The 16,546-nt window shown below is 54.9% G+C and carries 10 protein-coding genes, 4 tRNA genes and 3 rRNA genes; 14 read left to right on the top strand and 3 right to left on the bottom strand.

Annotated features, from left to right (window positions below):
- Window positions 1-148: 148 nt before the first annotated feature.
- The 7 genes from BY447_RS09880 to BY447_RS09850 all read left to right on the top strand — a co-directional run bounded on the left by BY447_RS09880 (window position 149) and on the right by BY447_RS09850 (window position 5,733).
- Window positions 149-1,688 (top strand): 16S ribosomal RNA (locus tag BY447_RS09880).
- A 73-nt stretch (window positions 1,689-1,761) separates the two neighbouring features.
- Window positions 1,762-1,838: transfer RNA gene (locus BY447_RS09875), tRNA-Ile, on the top strand.
- Between the two features lie 141 nt (window positions 1,839-1,979).
- Window positions 1,980-2,055 (top strand) — tRNA-Ala (locus BY447_RS09870).
- Window positions 2,056-2,264: 209 nt separating this feature from the next.
- Window positions 2,265-5,174: ribosomal RNA gene (locus BY447_RS09865) — 23S ribosomal RNA — on the top strand.
- Between the two features lie 196 nt (window positions 5,175-5,370).
- Window positions 5,371-5,486: ribosomal RNA gene (gene rrf, locus BY447_RS09860) — 5S ribosomal RNA — on the top strand.
- The 16S, 23S and 5S rRNA genes sit together here with 4 tRNA genes alongside, the layout of an rRNA operon.
- 87 nt (window positions 5,487-5,573) lie before the next feature.
- Window positions 5,574-5,650: transfer RNA gene (locus BY447_RS09855), tRNA-Asp, on the top strand.
- 7 nt (window positions 5,651-5,657) lie between these two features.
- Window positions 5,658-5,733: transfer RNA gene (locus BY447_RS09850), tRNA-Trp, on the top strand.
- A gap of 119 nt (window positions 5,734-5,852) precedes the next feature.
- Here BY447_RS09850 and hdfR read toward each other — a convergent pair.
- A complete protein-coding gene (gene hdfR, locus BY447_RS09845; protein WP_010253571.1) occupies window positions 5,853-6,686 on the bottom strand; it encodes an HTH-type transcriptional regulator HdfR in 834 nt (277 codons plus the stop codon).
- Between the two features lie 120 nt (window positions 6,687-6,806).
- Here hdfR and BY447_RS09840 point away from each other — a divergent pair, with 120 nt between their 5' ends.
- Window positions 6,807-7,145, top strand: a complete 339-nt coding sequence (locus BY447_RS09840; protein WP_010253568.1) for a DUF413 domain-containing protein — start codon at window positions 6,807-6,809, stop codon at window positions 7,143-7,145.
- Between the two features lie 25 nt (window positions 7,146-7,170).
- Here the strand turns inward: BY447_RS09840 and BY447_RS09835 are convergent, their stop codons facing one another.
- Window positions 7,171-8,694, bottom strand: a complete 1,524-nt coding sequence (locus BY447_RS09835; protein WP_110331053.1) for a YifB family Mg chelatase-like AAA ATPase — start codon at window positions 8,692-8,694, stop codon at window positions 7,171-7,173.
- Window positions 8,695-9,024: 330 nt separating this feature from the next.
- Here BY447_RS09835 and ilvL point away from each other — a divergent pair, with 330 nt between their 5' ends.
- The 6 genes from ilvL to ilvA all read left to right on the top strand — a co-directional run bounded on the left by ilvL (window position 9,025) and on the right by ilvA (window position 15,584).
- Complete coding sequence (gene ilvL / locus BY447_RS09830; RefSeq protein ID WP_072101316.1) at window positions 9,025-9,123, top strand: ilv operon leader peptide; 99 nt, start codon at window positions 9,025-9,027, stop codon at window positions 9,121-9,123.
- Between the two features lie 149 nt (window positions 9,124-9,272).
- On the top strand, window positions 9,273-10,919 hold the full coding sequence (gene ilvG, locus BY447_RS09825; protein WP_110331052.1) for an acetolactate synthase 2 catalytic subunit: 1,647 nt from the start codon (window positions 9,273-9,275) through the stop codon (window positions 10,917-10,919).
- Complete coding sequence (gene ilvM / locus BY447_RS09820; RefSeq protein ID WP_110331051.1) at window positions 10,916-11,173, top strand: acetolactate synthase 2 small subunit; 258 nt, start codon at window positions 10,916-10,918, stop codon at window positions 11,171-11,173. The genes ilvG and ilvM overlap by 4 nt, the downstream gene beginning before the upstream one ends.
- A gap of 18 nt (window positions 11,174-11,191) precedes the next feature.
- Window positions 11,192-12,121: a branched-chain amino acid transaminase gene (locus tag BY447_RS09815; RefSeq protein WP_013359441.1), complete on the top strand. Its 930-nt coding sequence runs from the start codon at window positions 11,192-11,194 to the stop codon at window positions 12,119-12,121.
- Window positions 12,122-12,183: 62 nt separating this feature from the next.
- Window positions 12,184-14,034: a dihydroxy-acid dehydratase gene (gene ilvD / locus BY447_RS09810; RefSeq protein ID WP_095706524.1), complete on the top strand. Its 1,851-nt coding sequence runs from the start codon at window positions 12,184-12,186 to the stop codon at window positions 14,032-14,034.
- 2 nt (window positions 14,035-14,036) lie between these two features.
- Entirely contained in the window at window positions 14,037-15,584 is a 1,548-nt protein-coding gene (gene ilvA, locus BY447_RS09805) for a threonine ammonia-lyase, biosynthetic (RefSeq protein WP_110331050.1), read from the top strand.
- Here ilvA and ilvY read toward each other — a convergent pair whose 3' ends face one another.
- Window positions 15,585-16,466, bottom strand: coding sequence for an HTH-type transcriptional activator IlvY (gene ilvY / locus BY447_RS09800; protein ID WP_033734419.1), 882 nt, complete (start codon window positions 16,464-16,466; stop codon window positions 15,585-15,587).
- Window positions 16,467-16,546 lie beyond the last annotated feature (80 nt).

Raw genomic sequence — 16,546 nt, 5'->3', positions numbered from 1 at the left:
CAGACAATCTGTGTGGGCACTCGCAGGATTGATATCAGCGTCTCCGGACGCAACAAAATATCAAAGCCTCACGAGTGAACACATAATGAAATTCATTATGACGTTTTACAGATGAGCACCGCTTAACTTGTTTAAGCAAATCAAACTTAAATTGAAGAGTTTGATCATGGCTCAGATTGAACGCTGGCGGCAGGCCTAACACATGCAAGTCGGACGGTAGCACAGAGAGCTTGCTCTCGGGTGACGAGTGGCGGACGGGTGAGTAATGTCTGGGGATCTGCCCGATAGAGGGGGATAACCACTGGAAACGGTGGCTAATACCGCATAACGTCGCAAGACCAAAGAGGGGGACCTTCGGGCCTCTCACTATCGGATGAACCCAGATGGGATTAGCTAGTAGGCGGGGTAATGGCCCACCTAGGCGACGATCCCTAGCTGGTCTGAGAGGATGACCAGCCACACTGGAACTGAGACACGGTCCAGACTCCTACGGGAGGCAGCAGTGGGGAATATTGCACAATGGGCGCAAGCCTGATGCAGCCATGCCGCGTGTATGAAGAAGGCCTTCGGGTTGTAAAGTACTTTCAGCGGGGAGGAAGGCGGTGCGGTTAATAACCGCGTCGATTGACGTTACCCGCAGAAGAAGCACCGGCTAACTCCGTGCCAGCAGCCGCGGTAATACGGAGGGTGCAAGCGTTAATCGGAATTACTGGGCGTAAAGCGCACGCAGGCGGTCTGTTAAGTCAGATGTGAAATCCCCGGGCTTAACCTGGGAACTGCATTTGAAACTGGCAGGCTTGAGTCTTGTAGAGGGGGGTAGAATTCCAGGTGTAGCGGTGAAATGCGTAGAGATCTGGAGGAATACCGGTGGCGAAGGCGGCCCCCTGGACAAAGACTGACGCTCAGGTGCGAAAGCGTGGGGAGCAAACAGGATTAGATACCCTGGTAGTCCACGCCGTAAACGATGTCGACTTGGAGGTTGTTCCCTTGAGGAGTGGCTTCCGGAGCTAACGCGTTAAGTCGACCGCCTGGGGAGTACGGCCGCAAGGTTAAAACTCAAATGAATTGACGGGGGCCCGCACAAGCGGTGGAGCATGTGGTTTAATTCGATGCAACGCGAAGAACCTTACCTACTCTTGACATCCAGAGAACTTAGCAGAGATGCTTTGGTGCCTTCGGGAACTCTGAGACAGGTGCTGCATGGCTGTCGTCAGCTCGTGTTGTGAAATGTTGGGTTAAGTCCCGCAACGAGCGCAACCCTTATCCTTTGTTGCCAGCGATTCGGTCGGGAACTCAAAGGAGACTGCCGGTGATAAACCGGAGGAAGGTGGGGATGACGTCAAGTCATCATGGCCCTTACGAGTAGGGCTACACACGTGCTACAATGGCGCATACAAAGAGAAGCGACCTCGCGAGAGCAAGCGGACCTCACAAAGTGCGTCGTAGTCCGGATCGGAGTCTGCAACTCGACTCCGTGAAGTCGGAATCGCTAGTAATCGTGGATCAGAATGCCACGGTGAATACGTTCCCGGGCCTTGTACACACCGCCCGTCACACCATGGGAGTGGGTTGCAAAAGAAGTAGGTAGCTTAACCTTCGGGAGGGCGCTTACCACTTTGTGATTCATGACTGGGGTGAAGTCGTAACAAGGTAACCGTAGGGGAACCTGCGGTTGGATCACCTCCTTACCTGAAGATACCTTCCCGCGCAGTGTCCACACAGATTGTCTGATAAAAAGTAACGAGCAGAAAAAACCTCTACAGGCTTGTAGCTCAGGTGGTTAGAGCGCACCCCTGATAAGGGTGAGGTCGGTGGTTCAAGTCCACTCAGGCCTACCAGATTTGTCCTCATGCTGCGTTGTGTCGACGGCTCGCATAGTTCACTATGCTTCGCATCGACACGCCCTGCCTGAGAAAAAATCGCATTCTTTACATGAAGAATGTTACTCCTGGTAGTAGTGGTCTCTGCAGTAACTGTATGGGGCTATAGCTCAGCTGGGAGAGCGCCTGCCTTGCACGCAGGAGGTCAGCGGTTCGATCCCGCTTAGCTCCACCATACCGTTTTATCTGTTTTTTTCTGAATACTTCAGAGCGTACCGGCAACGGTGTGCTGCGAAGTATTATGCTCTTTAACAATCCGGAACAAGCTGAAAATTGAAACGACGTGTCGTTTTCATTCTCCGTAATAAGAATGAAAAATACGATGCGTCCGAGTCTCTCAAATGCTTGCAGTCTGCAGCGTTGAAAAACGCCTGTGGGTTGTGAGGTTAAGCGACTAAGCGTACACGGTGGATGCCCAGGCAGTCAGAGGCGATGAAGGACGTGCTAATCTGCGTAAAGCGACGGTAAGGTGATATGAACCGCTACAGCCGTCGATGTCCGAATGGGGAAACCCGGTGCACTCTGTGCATCATTGCAGCATGAATACATAGTGCTGCAAGGCGAACCGGGGGAACTGAAACATCTAAGTACCCCGAGGAAAAGAAATCAACCGAGATTCCCCCAGTAGCGGCGAGCGAACGGGGAGCAGCCCAGAGCCTGAATCAGCATGTGTGTTAGTGGAAGCGTCTGGAAAGTCGCAGGGTACAGGGTGATACTCCCGTACACAAAAGCACACGTGCTGTGAGCTCGATGAGTAAGGCGGGACACGTGGTATCCTGTCTGAATATGGGGGGACCATCCTCCAAGGCTAAATACTCCTGACTGACCGATAGTGAACCAGTACCGTGAGGGAAAGGCGAAAAGAACCCCGGCGAGGGGAGTGAAACAGAACCTGAAACCGTGTACGTACAAGCAGTGGGAGCCTTGATTTATCAGGGTGACTGCGTACCTTTTGTATAATGGGTCAGCGACTTATATTCTGTAGCAAGGTTAACCGTATAGGGGAGCCGCAGGGAAACCGAGTCTTAACTGGGCGTTAAGTTGCAGGGTATAGACCCGAAACCCGGTGATCTAGCCATGGGCAGGTTGAAGGTTGGGTAACACTAACTGGAGGACCGAACCGACTAATGTTGAAAAATTAGCGGATGACCTGTGGCTGGGGGTGAAAGGCCAATCAAACCGGGAGATAGCTGGTTCTCCCCGAAAGCTATTTAGGTAGCGCCTCGTGAACTCATCCTCGGGGGTAGAGCACTGTTTCGGCTAGGGGGCCATCCCGGCTTACCAACCCGATGCAAACTGCGAATACCGAGGAATGTTATCACGGGAGACACACGGCGGGTGCTAACGTCCGTCGTGAAGAGGGAAACAACCCAGACCGCCAGCTAAGGTCCCAAAGTCATGGTTAAGTGGGAAACGATGTGGGAAGGCACAGACAGCCAGGATGTTGGCTTAGAAGCAGCCATCATTTAAAGAAAGCGTAATAGCTCACTGGTCGAGTCGGCCTGCGCGGAAGATGTAACGGGGCTAAACCATGCACCGAAGCTGCGGCAGCGACGCTTATGCGTTGTTGGGTAGGGGAGCGTTCTGTAAGCCGTCGAAGGTGTGCTGTGAGGCATGCTGGAGGTATCAGAAGTGCGAATGCTGACATAAGTAACGATAAAGCGGGTGAAAAGCCCGCTCGCCGGAAGACCAAGGGTTCCTGTTCAACGTTAATCGGAGCAGGGTGAGTCGACCCCTAAGGCGAGGCCGAAAGGCGTAGTCGATGGGAAACAGGTTAATATTCCTGTACTCGGTGTTACTGCGAAGGGGGGACGGAGAAGGCTATATCAGCCGGGCGACGGTTGTCCCGGTTTAAGCGTGTAGGCGGAGGGTCCAGGTAAATCCGGTCCCTTATTAACGCTGAGGCGTGACGACGAGGCACTACGGTGCTGAAGTGATAAATGCCCTGCTTCCAGGAAAAGCCTCTAAGCATCAGGTAACACAGAATCGTACCCCAAACCGACACAGGTGGTCAGGTAGAGAATACCAAGGCGCTTGAGAGAACTCGGGTGAAGGAACTAGGCAAAATGGTGCCGTAACTTCGGGAGAAGGCACGCTGGCGCGTAGGTGGAGGGATTTACTCCCCGAGCCGAAGCCAGTCGAAGATACCAGCTGGCTGCAACTGTTTATTAAAAACACAGCACTGTGCAAACACGAAAGTGGACGTATACGGTGTGACGCCTGCCCGGTGCCGGAAGGTTAATTGATGGGGTTATCCGCAAGGAGAAGCTCTTGATCGAAGCCCCGGTAAACGGCGGCCGTAACTATAACGGTCCTAAGGTAGCGAAATTCCTTGTCGGGTAAGTTCCGACCTGCACGAATGGCGTAATGATGGCCAGGCTGTCTCCACCCGAGACTCAGTGAAATTGAACTCGCTGTGAAGATGCAGTGTACCCGCGGCAAGACGGAAAGACCCCGTGAACCTTTACTACAGCTTGACACTGAACATTGAGCCTTGATGTGTAGGATAGGTGGGAGGCTTTGAAGCGCGGACGCCAGTCTGCGTGGAGCCAACCTTGAAATACCACCCTTTAATGTTTGATGTTCTAACGTAGGCCCGTAATCCGGGCTGCGGACAGTGTCTGGTGGGTAGTTTGACTGGGGCGGTCTCCTCCTAAAGAGTAACGGAGGAGCACGAAGGTCAGCTAATCACGGTCGGACATCGTGAGGTTAGTGCAATGGCATAAGCTGGCTTGACTGCGAGAGTGACGGCTCGAGCAGGTGCGAAAGCAGGTCATAGTGATCCGGTGGTTCTGAATGGAAGGGCCATCGCTCAACGGATAAAAGGTACTCCGGGGATAACAGGCTGATACCGCCCAAGAGTTCATATCGACGGCGGTGTTTGGCACCTCGATGTCGGCTCATCACATCCTGGGGCTGAAGTAGGTCCCAAGGGTACGGCTGTTCGCCGTTTAAAGTGGTACGCGAGCTGGGTTTAGAACGTCGTGAGACAGTTCGGTCCCTATCTGCCGTGGGCGCTGGAGAATTGAGGGGGGTTGCTCCTAGTACGAGAGGACCGGAGTGAACGCACCACTGGTGTTCGGGTTGTCATGCCAATGGCATTGCCCGGTAGCTAAGTGCGGAAAAGATAAGTGCTGAAAGCATCTAAGCACGAAACTTGCCCCGAGATGAGTTCTCCCTGACCCCTTGAGGGTCCTGAAGGGACGTTGAAGACTACGACGTTGATAGGCCGGGTGTGTAAGCGCAGCGATGCGTTGAGCTAACCGGTACTAATGACCCGTGAGGCTTAACCTTACAACGCCAGAGGCGTTTTTGAGAGACAGATTTTCAGCTTATTCCGGATAAAATTAGCGGAAACGAAAGATTTTGCGGCGTGACAAGGCGCAGAGCGAAGACATCAGCGGGAGCATACTGAGGTATGTGACCGGTGTGGCTGAGCGATGGCAACGCGGTCATGGCGGGAAAGATTCGTTTCGTGCACCAAGATTTGCCTGGCGGCTTTAGCGCGGTGGTCCCACCTGACCCCATGCCGAACTCAGAAGTGAAACGCCGTAGCGCCGATGGTAGTGTGGGGCCTCCCCATGCGAGAGTAGGGAACTGCCAGGCATCAAATTTGTTCCTTTTCCTCTGACAGGGAAAATAACGGGAACAGACGGTTATCAGCCGGTTGCTGATAAGCGTGAAAGAATCGGTGGAGCGGTAGTTCAGTTGGTTAGAATACCTGCCTGTCACGCAGGGGGTCGCGGGTTCGAGCCCCGTCCGTTCCGCCACCCTATTAGGGGCGTAGTTCAATTGGTAGAGCACCGGTCTCCAAAACCGGGTGTTGGGGGTTCGAGTCCCTCCGCCCCTGCCAGAAAACGATCCTTTGCTTCGGCAAAGGATTTTTTTTGCCTTCAGAAAGGCAAAAAAGAAGAACCAGCTAAATCTAACTGGTCTCATCTCTTCCCTGCTTACTTCTCTACCTGCCGATCTTTAGCTGTTTTGCCTGACCAGAATCGGGAATTTAAGCAACTGCCGGATATGCGCCTGCTGATCGCTGTTCTGCAACCAGACAGCATAGAGCGGACGAACGGCGACGGGCGTATCCGGGATCACCATCAACTCACTGTAAACACTCTGCCAGAAGTCAGGCAGGAATGCGCACGCGCCGGTGGTATGCAGCAGTTCACGGGTAACATGCGCTGACGTGGTGGTCAGTACTGGCACATCATCAGCCCCGGAAAGGTAACTCTGGTGCTGATGAAAATCTGCTCCCCATTCCAGTTTAATGTAATCATATTTTTCGCGTTTCTCGCTCTGCCGGGCGCAGAACAGCGCCAGCGAGATATGACCAATCTGCTGACTGGTTAACTCATCCATTTTAGGCGCTTCAGTGGTGATCAACAGATCCAGCTGGCGTTCATGGAGTTGCTTAACCAGCAGGTGTCGTTGTGCCACGCGCGCTTCTAAATGCAGGCTTTCACGATTCTCATACAGCGTCTGTAGCCACGGCGTCAGATAAGCCTCCCATAGCGATGCACTGGCACCGATCGAAAGCTCATGGTGCTGCTGAGTGTGGGAAACCTCCTTCTTTGCCATCATCCAGGTACTCATCAGGCTTTCAGCATAGGGAAGCAGGCGCTCTCCGGCCGCTGTCAGACGTATGTTATTGCGATGCCGTGTAAAAAGGTTAACGCCAAGTTGATTCTCTAACTGGCGGATGCGAAAACTGACAGCAGATTGCGTAAGGTAAAGTGCTTCTGCAGCACGCCCGAAATGGCGTGTTCTGCTCACTTCCAGGAAAGTTTTCAGTAATTCCGTATCCACAACGTTCTCCCAAAAAATGTTTGTCGTATAGATTTAAATGTTTTGTTTTACACTCTGTCAAGCCTATCTAATACTCCGCGCCATTAACAGCACGGCATTAGAAAATCAGGAGCGTGTAACATGGCGGAAAGCTTCTCAACAGAGAATCGTTTCTTTGATAACAAACATTACCCGCGTGGTTTCTCACGCCACGGTGACTTTACTATTAAAGAAGCTCAGCTTCTTGAACGCCACGGTTTCGCCTTTAATGAGCTGGATTTATCAAAGCGTGAGCCTGCAACAGAAGAAGAACGTCTGTTTATTGAAGTATGTCGTGGCGTGCGTGAGCCGCAAACGGAAGCCGAACGTGTATGGTCTAAATATATGACCCGCATTAAGCGTCCTAAGCGTTTTCATACGCTGTCTGGCGGTAAACCGCAGATGGATACCGTCGAAGACTTTACCGACAGCGACGATTAACAGAGAAGGGGCGAAAGCCCCTTTTTTATTGCAGGCTGTTATGCAGATGAATCATTAAACGATCAATTGTGCGATAACTGACAGCCTCCTGCAGATGATGCCGGCTGATCTCCGCATCTCCCGCCAGATCGGCCACGGTACGCGCCACCTTCAAAATCCGCTGCCATGCCCGTACAGATAAACCCAGTTTCTCCAGTACTGACTCCAGCCACTCCGCATCCTCCTTAGCCGGCTGACACCAGCGCATTATCTCCGCATTGTTTAAATGCGCATTAATTTTGCCTGCACGGGTCAGCTGAATCTCCCGCGCTGCGACCACCCGATGACGAACCTGTCCAGACGTTTCTGCTGCAGGGCGTTGTCCACTAAGCATTCCACCAGGAAGTAGCGGCACCTCCAGCGAAAGATCAAAACGATCGAGAAAAGGGCCAGACAGCTTGCTGAGATAACGCAGCACCTGCTGAGGTGAGGTGCGGTTATGCTGTCCCTGATAATGTCCGGTTGGACTTGGGTTCATAGCAGCAATCAGCTGAAATCTTGCCGGATAGGTGACTTTTGCGCGGGCACGCGAAATAGCGATGACACCCGACTCTAATGGCTCGCGCAGAGAGTCCAGCACCTTGCGATCAAATTCCGGCAACTCATCCAGAAATAGCACGCCGTTATGCGCCAGTGAGATCTCGCCGGGGCGTGGCAGCGATCCACCACCAATCAAAGCGTAGAGAGATGCGCTATGGTGAGGCGACCTGAAAGGCCGGGTACGCCATTGTCGGTGCAGAGTACTGCTATTGTTCACCAGGCTGGCGATTGCCGCGCATTCCAGTGCTTCCTGGTCGGTTAAAGAAGGCATGATGCCGGGCAGCCGGGTGGCAAGCATGGTTTTACCGGTGCCAGGCGGGCCAATCAGTAACAGGTTATGCCCGCCAGCCGCCGTGATCTCCAGCGCTCTGCGTCCCTGTTCCTGACCAATAATATCTGCGAGGTCGTCAGCAGGTGGATTGCCCTGATGCTCAGGAGACTGCGCTGTCGGTAACGTGAGTTCATTGCGCAGAAAAGTGCATACGTCGCTGAGGTTAGAGGCGACCAGCGATGATCCCTGACGGATAAGTCCGGCATCCGCCTGATTTTCAGCAGAGAGAACCAGCTGTCGTCCAGCCTGAATTGCTACCATGGCTGCCGGAATCGCGCCCTGAACACCGCACAGCGCGCCGTCGAGTGCCAGTTCACCCAGAAACTCATAGTGCATCAGCTTGTCGGCAGGAAGCTGCTCAGAGGCAACCAGAATGGCGATTGCCATAGGTAAGTCATACCGTCCGCCCTCTTTGGGTAAGTCCGCTGGAGCCAGATTGATGGTGACCCGCTTTGCCGGAAAGGTGAAACCGCTGTTGATAATGGCGCTACGTACCCGCTCACGCGCTTCTTTGACCGTGGTTTCCGGCAGACCCACCAGGGTCAAGGCAGGCAGGCCGTTACTGATATGTGCCTCAATGGTCACCAGCGGGGCTTCCACCCCCAGTGCTGCCCGGGTCAGAACTTTTGACAATGACATACTCGCTCCTTGTTGCCGTCAGTCTGGTGACTGCATCAAAGAAAAGCGAGCACAGCATCAGCACAGTTCGGGACATCGCACACCCCATCGAAAGTTGTTTCATGGCGTTTTAAAACGCTGCGCGACAGTACGCAAATTCATCGAAATATTATTACGTCCCTGAAGTGATGAATAATTATCATTATGTAATTATTTCTTGTATTACAGATTGATAGGCCTTGATTCTGCGCAACAAGCTAAAATAAATCTGTAAAAAAAGTTGTGTCATGCCCCCTGACTATGATAACTCTGTAGGCATTACTTCGAACACGAAAAAGAATTGAACAACACATGAAAGCCCTTCTACAAGTGATTAGCCTGGTCGTGATTAGCGTGGTGGTGGTTATTAACCTACCGTGCGGGGCAACGCTTGGAGAAAGAAAGGCTTAAAAATCAAGCCTCGAATCCGAAAAACCCCCGCACCGAAAGGTCCGGGGGTTTTTTTTCGACCCGAGGAAATATCAGTAAATCCACAAGGAACAAACAATGAACAGTAGCATAAAATTCTGTTGTTCCGGTCAGGACACAGGAGAATAGCGATGACAGGTGCACAGTGGGTAGTTCAGGCTTTACGCGCGCAGGGTGTTGATACCGTATTTGGTTACCCGGGCGGCGCCATCATGCCGGTATACGACGCGCTCTATGATGGCGGCGTGGAACACCTACTGTGTCGTCACGAGCAGGGCGCTGTGATGGCGGCAATCGGCTATGCCCGTTCAACCGGCAAAACCGGCGTCTGTATCGCCACTTCCGGCCCCGGCGCGACAAACCTGATCACCGGTCTGGCGGATGCCATGATGGATTCAGTGCCGGTTGTGGCGGTAACGGGTCAGGTCACCTCGGCCTTCATCGGCACCGATGCCTTTCAGGAGATTGACGTACTGGGACTCTCTCTGGCCTGCACCAAGCACAGCTTCCTGGTGGAATCGCTGGATGAGCTGCCCGCCATCATGGCGGAAGCTTTTGCGCTGGCGCAGTCAGGCCGTCCTGGCCCGGTACTGATTGATATCCCGAAAGACATTCAGATTGCACAGGGTGAACCCGCGCCGCATCTGGTTCCGGTTGAAGAAAGAAATGCGCTGCCGCATCAGGCGATTGACCAGGCACGTGCACTGATGGCGCAGGCCAGAAAGCCCATGCTCTACGTTGGCGGCGGTGTTGGTCTGGCGCAGGCGGTTCCGGCACTGCGCAAGCTGGCAGAAGAGACCGGCATCCCGGCAGTTGTTACTCTGAAGGGACTGGGCAGTGTGAACCCACACAGTGACGTTTATCTCGGTATGCTAGGCATGCACGGCACCAAAGCCGCTAACCTGGCCGTACAGGCGTGTGACCTGCTGATCGCGGTCGGTGCCCGTTTCGACGACCGCGTCACCGGCAAGCTGGATACCTTCGCACCGCACGCCAGCGTCATTCATCTCGATATCGACCCCGCTGAATTAAACAAATTACGTCGCGCTCATGTCTCTCTGCAGGGCGATCTTAACGAACTGCTGCCCGCCCTGAGTCAGCCTTTATCTATCAACGCCTGGCGCGATGAGGTGCAGGCACTGAAAGCCAGCCATACATGGCGCTATGACCATCCGGGCGACGCGATCTATGCGCCGCTGCTGCTGAAGCAGCTTTCCGATCGCAAACCGGCGAATGCCGTCGTCACCACTGATGTTGGTCAGCACCAGATGTGGACAGCGCAACATATGGATTTCAGCGCGCCGGAGAACTTCATCACCTCCAGCGGCTTAGGCACTATGGGCTTTGGCTTACCGGCTGCCATCGGTGCGCAGGTTGCACGTCCGGACGATACAGTGATCTGTGTCTCGGGCGATGGCTCCATCATGATGAACATTCAGGAGCTGGGCACCATCAAGCGCGGCAGGCTGCCGGTCAAAATCGTACTGATGGATAACCAGCGTCTGGGCATGGTGCGCCAGTGGCAGCAGCTGTTTTTCGATGGTCGCTACAGTGAAACTAACCTGTCCGACAATCCCGACTTCCTCACGCTGGCCAGCGCGTTCAACATTCCCGGCCAGCGCATTACCCGTAAAGATCAGGTCGACGCCGCCCTTGATGCTCTGCTGAACAGCGAAGGTCCTTACTTCCTGCATGTTGCAATAGATGAGCATGAAAACGTCTGGCCACTGGTACCGCCGGGTGCCAGCAATGCAAACATGATGGAGAAAACCGTATGAACCAGCATCTATTGTCTATCGAAGCCCGTTTCCGCCCTGAAATATTAGAGCGCATTTTACGCGTCGTGCGTCACCGCGGTTTTCAGGTCTGTTCTATGAACATGGCCTCCGTCGCCAACGCAGAAAACATTAATATTGAAATGACCGTTGCCAGCCAGCGCTCCGTCGATTTACTGTCTTCGCAGTTAAGTAAATTGATCGACGTTGCATGCGTTCAGATTCAACAACAGACAACACAACAAATCCGCGCGTAGCCGCGAGAGGGAATAACAATGAGCACGAAGAAAGCAGACTTTATTTGGTTCAATGGCGAGATGGTTAAGTGGGAAGAAGCGAAGGTCAGCGTCATGTCCCACGCCTTGCACTACGGTACGTCGGTATTTGAAGGCGTCCGCTGCTACGACTCTCACAAAGGACCGGTTGTGTTCCGTCATCGTGAACACATGCAACGTCTGCACGACTCCGCCAAAATCTACCGTTTCCCGATTAAAAGCAGCGTTGATGAGCTGATGGAAGCGTGCCGCGAAGTCATCCGCGTAAACAAACTGAAAAGTGCTTATATCCGTCCGCTGGCCTTCGTCGGCGATGTGGGCCTGGGCGTCAACCCGCCAGATGGCTTCACGACTGACGTGATCATTGCCGCCTTCCCGTGGGGCGCTTACCTGGGCGCTGAAGCGCTGGAAAACGGCATCGATGCCATGGTCTCTTCATGGAACCGCGTAGCACCAAATACCCTGCCAACCGCCGCTAAAGCGGGTGGTAACTACCTCTCCTCACTGCTGGTGGGCAGCGAAGCCCGTCGTCATGGCTATCAGGAAGGCATTGCGCTGGATACTAATGGCCTGATCTCAGAAGGTGCTGGCGAAAACCTGTTTGAAGTTAAAGATGGCGTGCTCTATACCCCGCCATTTACCTCTTCGGCACTGCCGGGCATTACCCGCGATGCGATCATTACGCTGGCACGTGATATGGGCATTGAAGTGCGTGAGCAGACTCTGTCGCGTGAATCCCTCTATCTGGCTGATGAAGTCTTTATGTCTGGCACCGCGGCAGAAATCACACCAGTGCGCAGCGTTGACCGCATTCAGGTGGGCGAAGGCAAATGTGGTCCGGTCACCAAACGTGTCCAGCAGGCCTTCTTTGGTCTGTTCACGGGTGAAACCGAAGACAAATGGGGCTGGTTAGATCCGGTTAACCCATAATCAGATACAGCGCGGGCGTCATCTGACGTCCGCGAGCTAATTCTTACTGGAGTAAATAGAGCATGCCTAAGTACCGTTCCGCCACTACCACCCACGGCCGCAATATGGCGGGTGCCCGTGCCTTATGGCGCGCGACAGGAATGACCGACGACGATTTCGGCAAGCCGATTATCGCTGTGGTTAACTCATTCACCCAATTTGTTCCGGGCCACGTTCACCTCCGCGACCTGGGTAAACTCGTCGCTGAGCAGATTGAAGCGGCGGGCGGTGTGGCTAAAGAGTTCAACACCATCGCGGTGGATGACGGTATTGCCATGGGTCATGGCGGCATGCTGTATTCACTGCCTTCGCGTGAGCTGATTGCTGACTCGGTCGAGTACATGGTTAACGCGCACTGCGCCGACGCCATGGTCTGTATTTCTAACTGCGACAAAATCACCCCAGGTATGCTGATGGCGTCTCTGCGCCTCAATATTCCGGTGATTTTCGTTTCAGGCGGCCCGATGGAAGCGGGTAAAACTAAGCTTTCTGACCAGATCATCAAGCTGGACCTGGTTGATGCGATGATTCAGGGTGCCAACCCGAACGTCAGCGATGCCGACAGCGATCAGATCGAACGCTCTGCCTGTCCGACCTGCGGCTCCTGTTCCGGTATGTTCACCGCCAACTCGATGAACTGCCTGACCGAAGCACTCGGCCTGTCGCAGCCTGGTAATGGTTCACTGCTGGCCACTCACGCCGATCGCAAAGAGCTGTTCATTAATGCCGGTAAGCGCATCGTCAGCCTGACTAAGCGCTACTATGAGCAGGATGACGTCAACATGCTGCCGCGTAACATCGCGAACAAGGCCGCTTTCGAGAACGCTATGATGCTGGATATCGCCATGGGCGGCTCCACCAACACTGTGCTGCACCTGCTGGCGGCGGCACAGGAAGGCGACATCGACTTCAACATCTCCGACATCGATCGCCTGTCACGTAAAGTGCCTCAGCTTTGTAAAGTCGCACCAAGTACCCCGAAATACCACATGGAAGACGTGCATCGCGCAGGTGGCGTTTTCGCGATTCTGGGCGAGCTGGATCGCGCAGGTCTGTTCGACAGCAGCGCGCGCAACATCCTGCAGCAGACGATGCGTGAAACGCTGGATCAGTACGACATTATGCTGACCAAAGATCAGGCGGTAAAAGATATGTTCCGCGCGGGCCCGGCGGGCATCCGTACTACCCAGGCATTCTCGCAGAACTGCCGCTGGGACACGCTGGATGATGACCGTGCCGAAGGCTGTATCCGCACCCGCGAAAACGCTTACTCTCAGGATGGCGGTCTGGCCGTGCTCTACGGCAACATTGCCGAAGATGGCTGTATCGTTAAAACCGCGGGCGTAGACAAAGAGATCCTGACCTTCACCGGTCCGGCCAAAGTCTATGAAAGCCAGGATGACGCGGTAGAAGCGATTCTGGGCGGCAAAGTAGTCGCAGGCGACGTGGTCGTCATCCGCTATGAAGGACCAAAAGGCGGGCCGGGCATGCAGGAAATGCTCTATCCGACCACCTATCTGAAATCGATGGGCCTGGGCAAAAGCTGCGCACTGATTACCGATGGTCGTTTCTCCGGTGGTACATCAGGCCTCTCTATCGGTCACGCTTCGCCTGAAGCAGCCAACGGCGGCACCATTGCGCTGGTCAAAGATGGCGACACCATTGAAATCGATATCCCTAACCGCGGCATCAAACTCGCTGTGCCGGATAACGAACTGCACGCCCGCCGTGAAGAGCAGCAGGCGCGTGGCGATGCGGCGTATACGCCGGTCAATCGTCAGCGTGAAGTCTCCTTTGCGCTGCGTGCTTACGCATTACTCGCGACCAGTGCTGACAAAGGTGCCGTCCGCGATAAGAGCAAGCTGGGAGGCTAACCATGGCCGAGTCTCAACCGCTACCCGACGCGCCATGCGGCGCGGAGTATCTGCGCGCAGTGCTGCGTTCACCGGTGTATGAAGTGGCACAGGTTACGCCGCTGCAGGTTATGGAAAAAATTTCATCGCGTCTTGGCAACACCATTCTGGTGAAGCGGGAGGATCGCCAGCCGGTACACAGTTTCAAGCTGCGCGGTGCCTACGCGATGATTGCCGGCCTGAACGAAGAGCAGAAAGCGCGCGGCGTGGTGACAGCATCAGCCGGTAATCATGCGCAGGGCGTGGCGCTCTCCGCGACGAAGCTGGGCATCAAGTCGCTGATTGTGATGCCGCTGGCGACTGCAGACATCAAGGTTGATGCGGTGCGCGCATTTGGCGGTGAGGCTTTTCTGTTTGGGGCCAATTTTGACGAGGCGAAAGCCAAAGCGATAGAGCTCGCTGAACAGCGCGGCTACACCTTCGTGCCGCCGTTTGACCATCCGGCTGTGATTGCCGGACAGGGCACGCTGGCGATGGAGCTGCTGCAGCAGGATGCGCACCTCGACCGGGTCTTTGTGCCGGTAGGTGGCGGCGGTCTGGCTGCGGGCGTTGCGGTGCTGATCAAGCAGCTGATGCCGCAGATCAAAGTGATTGCGGTGGAGTCAGAAGATTCAGCCTGCCTGAAAGCGGCGCTGGAGGCCGGTCATCCGGTCGATCTGCCACGCGTCGGGCTGTTTGCCGAAGGCGTTGCGGTCAAACGGATTGGCAGCGAAACCTTCCGGCTCTGTCAGGCCTACATCGATGACATCATCACTGTCGACAGCGATGCGATTTGCGCTGCGATGAAAGACCTGTTCGAAGATGTTCGTGCCGTGGCGGAGCCGTCTGGCGCGCTGGCGCTGGCGGGCATGAAGAAGTATATCCAGCAGCACGAGATCAAAGGCGAGCGGCTGGCGCACGTCTTGTCCGGGGCCAACGTCAACTTCCACGGTCTGCGTTACGTCTCCGAGCGTTGCGAGCTGGGTGAACAGCGTGAAGCGCTGCTGGCCGTCACCATCCCGGAACAGCAGGGCAGCTTCCTGCGTTTCTGCCAGACGCTGGGCGGACGTTCAATCACCGAGTTCAACTACCGCTACGCGGACGCGGACAAAGCCTGCATCTTTGTTGGTGTACGTCTGACGCGTGGCGTGGAAGAGCGCAGCGAGATCATCAGTGAACTCACCCGCGGTGGTTATCAGGTGGTCGATCTGTCAGATGATGAGATGGCAAAACTGCATGTGCGTTACATGGTGGGCGGACGCCCTTCCAAGCCGCTGCGTGAACGGCTCTTCAGCTTTGAATTCCCGGAGGCACCTGGCGCGTTGCTGAAGTTCCTGCAAACGCTGGGCACCCACTGGAATATCTCGCTGTTTCACTACCGCAGCCATGGCACCGACTACGGTCGTGTACTGGCGGCTTTTGAAGTCGGCAGCGATGAGCCACGTTTCGAGGAGCATCTCACCGACCTGGGTTACGACTTTCATGACGAAAGCCAGAACCCGGCGTTCCGCTTCTTCCTGTCAGGCCACTGATTACAGCTGGCTCCAGAAAGCACTAATCAGCGGCTCTCCGAGCCGCTTTTTTTGCACGCAGATGCCGAGTTCGAACGGCGCAACCGAGTCAATATTCTCCAGCAACAGCACGCGGTTCCGCACCGGATCCGGACTGTTCTCCAGCACCACATCCGGCAACAGTGCAATACCGCAACCCAGCGCCACCATCGAGACAATCGCTTCATGGCCCGATACCGTGGCGTAAATCACCGGATTCGGGATGCGCTGGCGGCGAAACCAGAGATCGATACGCCGCCGTGCCGGTCCCTGCACCGGCAGGATAAACGGAATTTTTGACCAGTCGGGCTGCGGCTGGGTGGCCTGGGTGCGGACGGCACAGGGCAGTGCGGGCGCAATCAGCACCAGCGGGATCAGCCCCAGTGGCATAAAATCAATGCTGGCGGGCAGGGTTTCAGGCCGTCCGGCAATCGCCAGATCGGCATCGCCGGAGTGCACTTTTTCTACCGCATCCGCAGCATCGCCAGTATCCAGTTTGATTTCGACCTGCGGATGTTCCGCGCGAAAGCGATCGAGAATCGGCGGCAGATGACTGTAGGCCGCCGTCACAGAACAGAACAGTCGCAGTTCGCCGCTGAGTGACGGGCCGTTAAGATCCATCACATGGCGCAGTTGCTGATACTGCAACAGCGTCTGCTGGGCAAACTGGCGCAGGCGTTCGCCCGCTTCCGTTAACGTCACGGTGCGGTTATCACGCAGAAAGAGCGCATGGCCGACATCGTCTTCAAGCCGCTGGATCTGGCGTGACAGTGTGGAAGGGCTGACGTGCATCGCACGCGCCGTGCGCCCGAAGTGGCAGCTTTCTGCCAGATGAAGAAACAGTTTCAGATCCCGTAAATCCATGCGCGCGTCGCCTCTGTTTAGTGTTGCATTTATTGCAATGTGACGTTGTTAATATATCAATTTAAGCAACAGAATTCCTG

Source organism: Pantoea sp. JKS000250 (assembly GCF_003201065.1).
Classification (GTDB): Bacteria; Pseudomonadota; Gammaproteobacteria; order Enterobacterales; family Enterobacteriaceae; genus Pantoea; species Pantoea vagans.
Note: the sequence above shows the minus strand (reverse complement) of the source record. Positions and strands in the feature narration are given on the sequence as shown.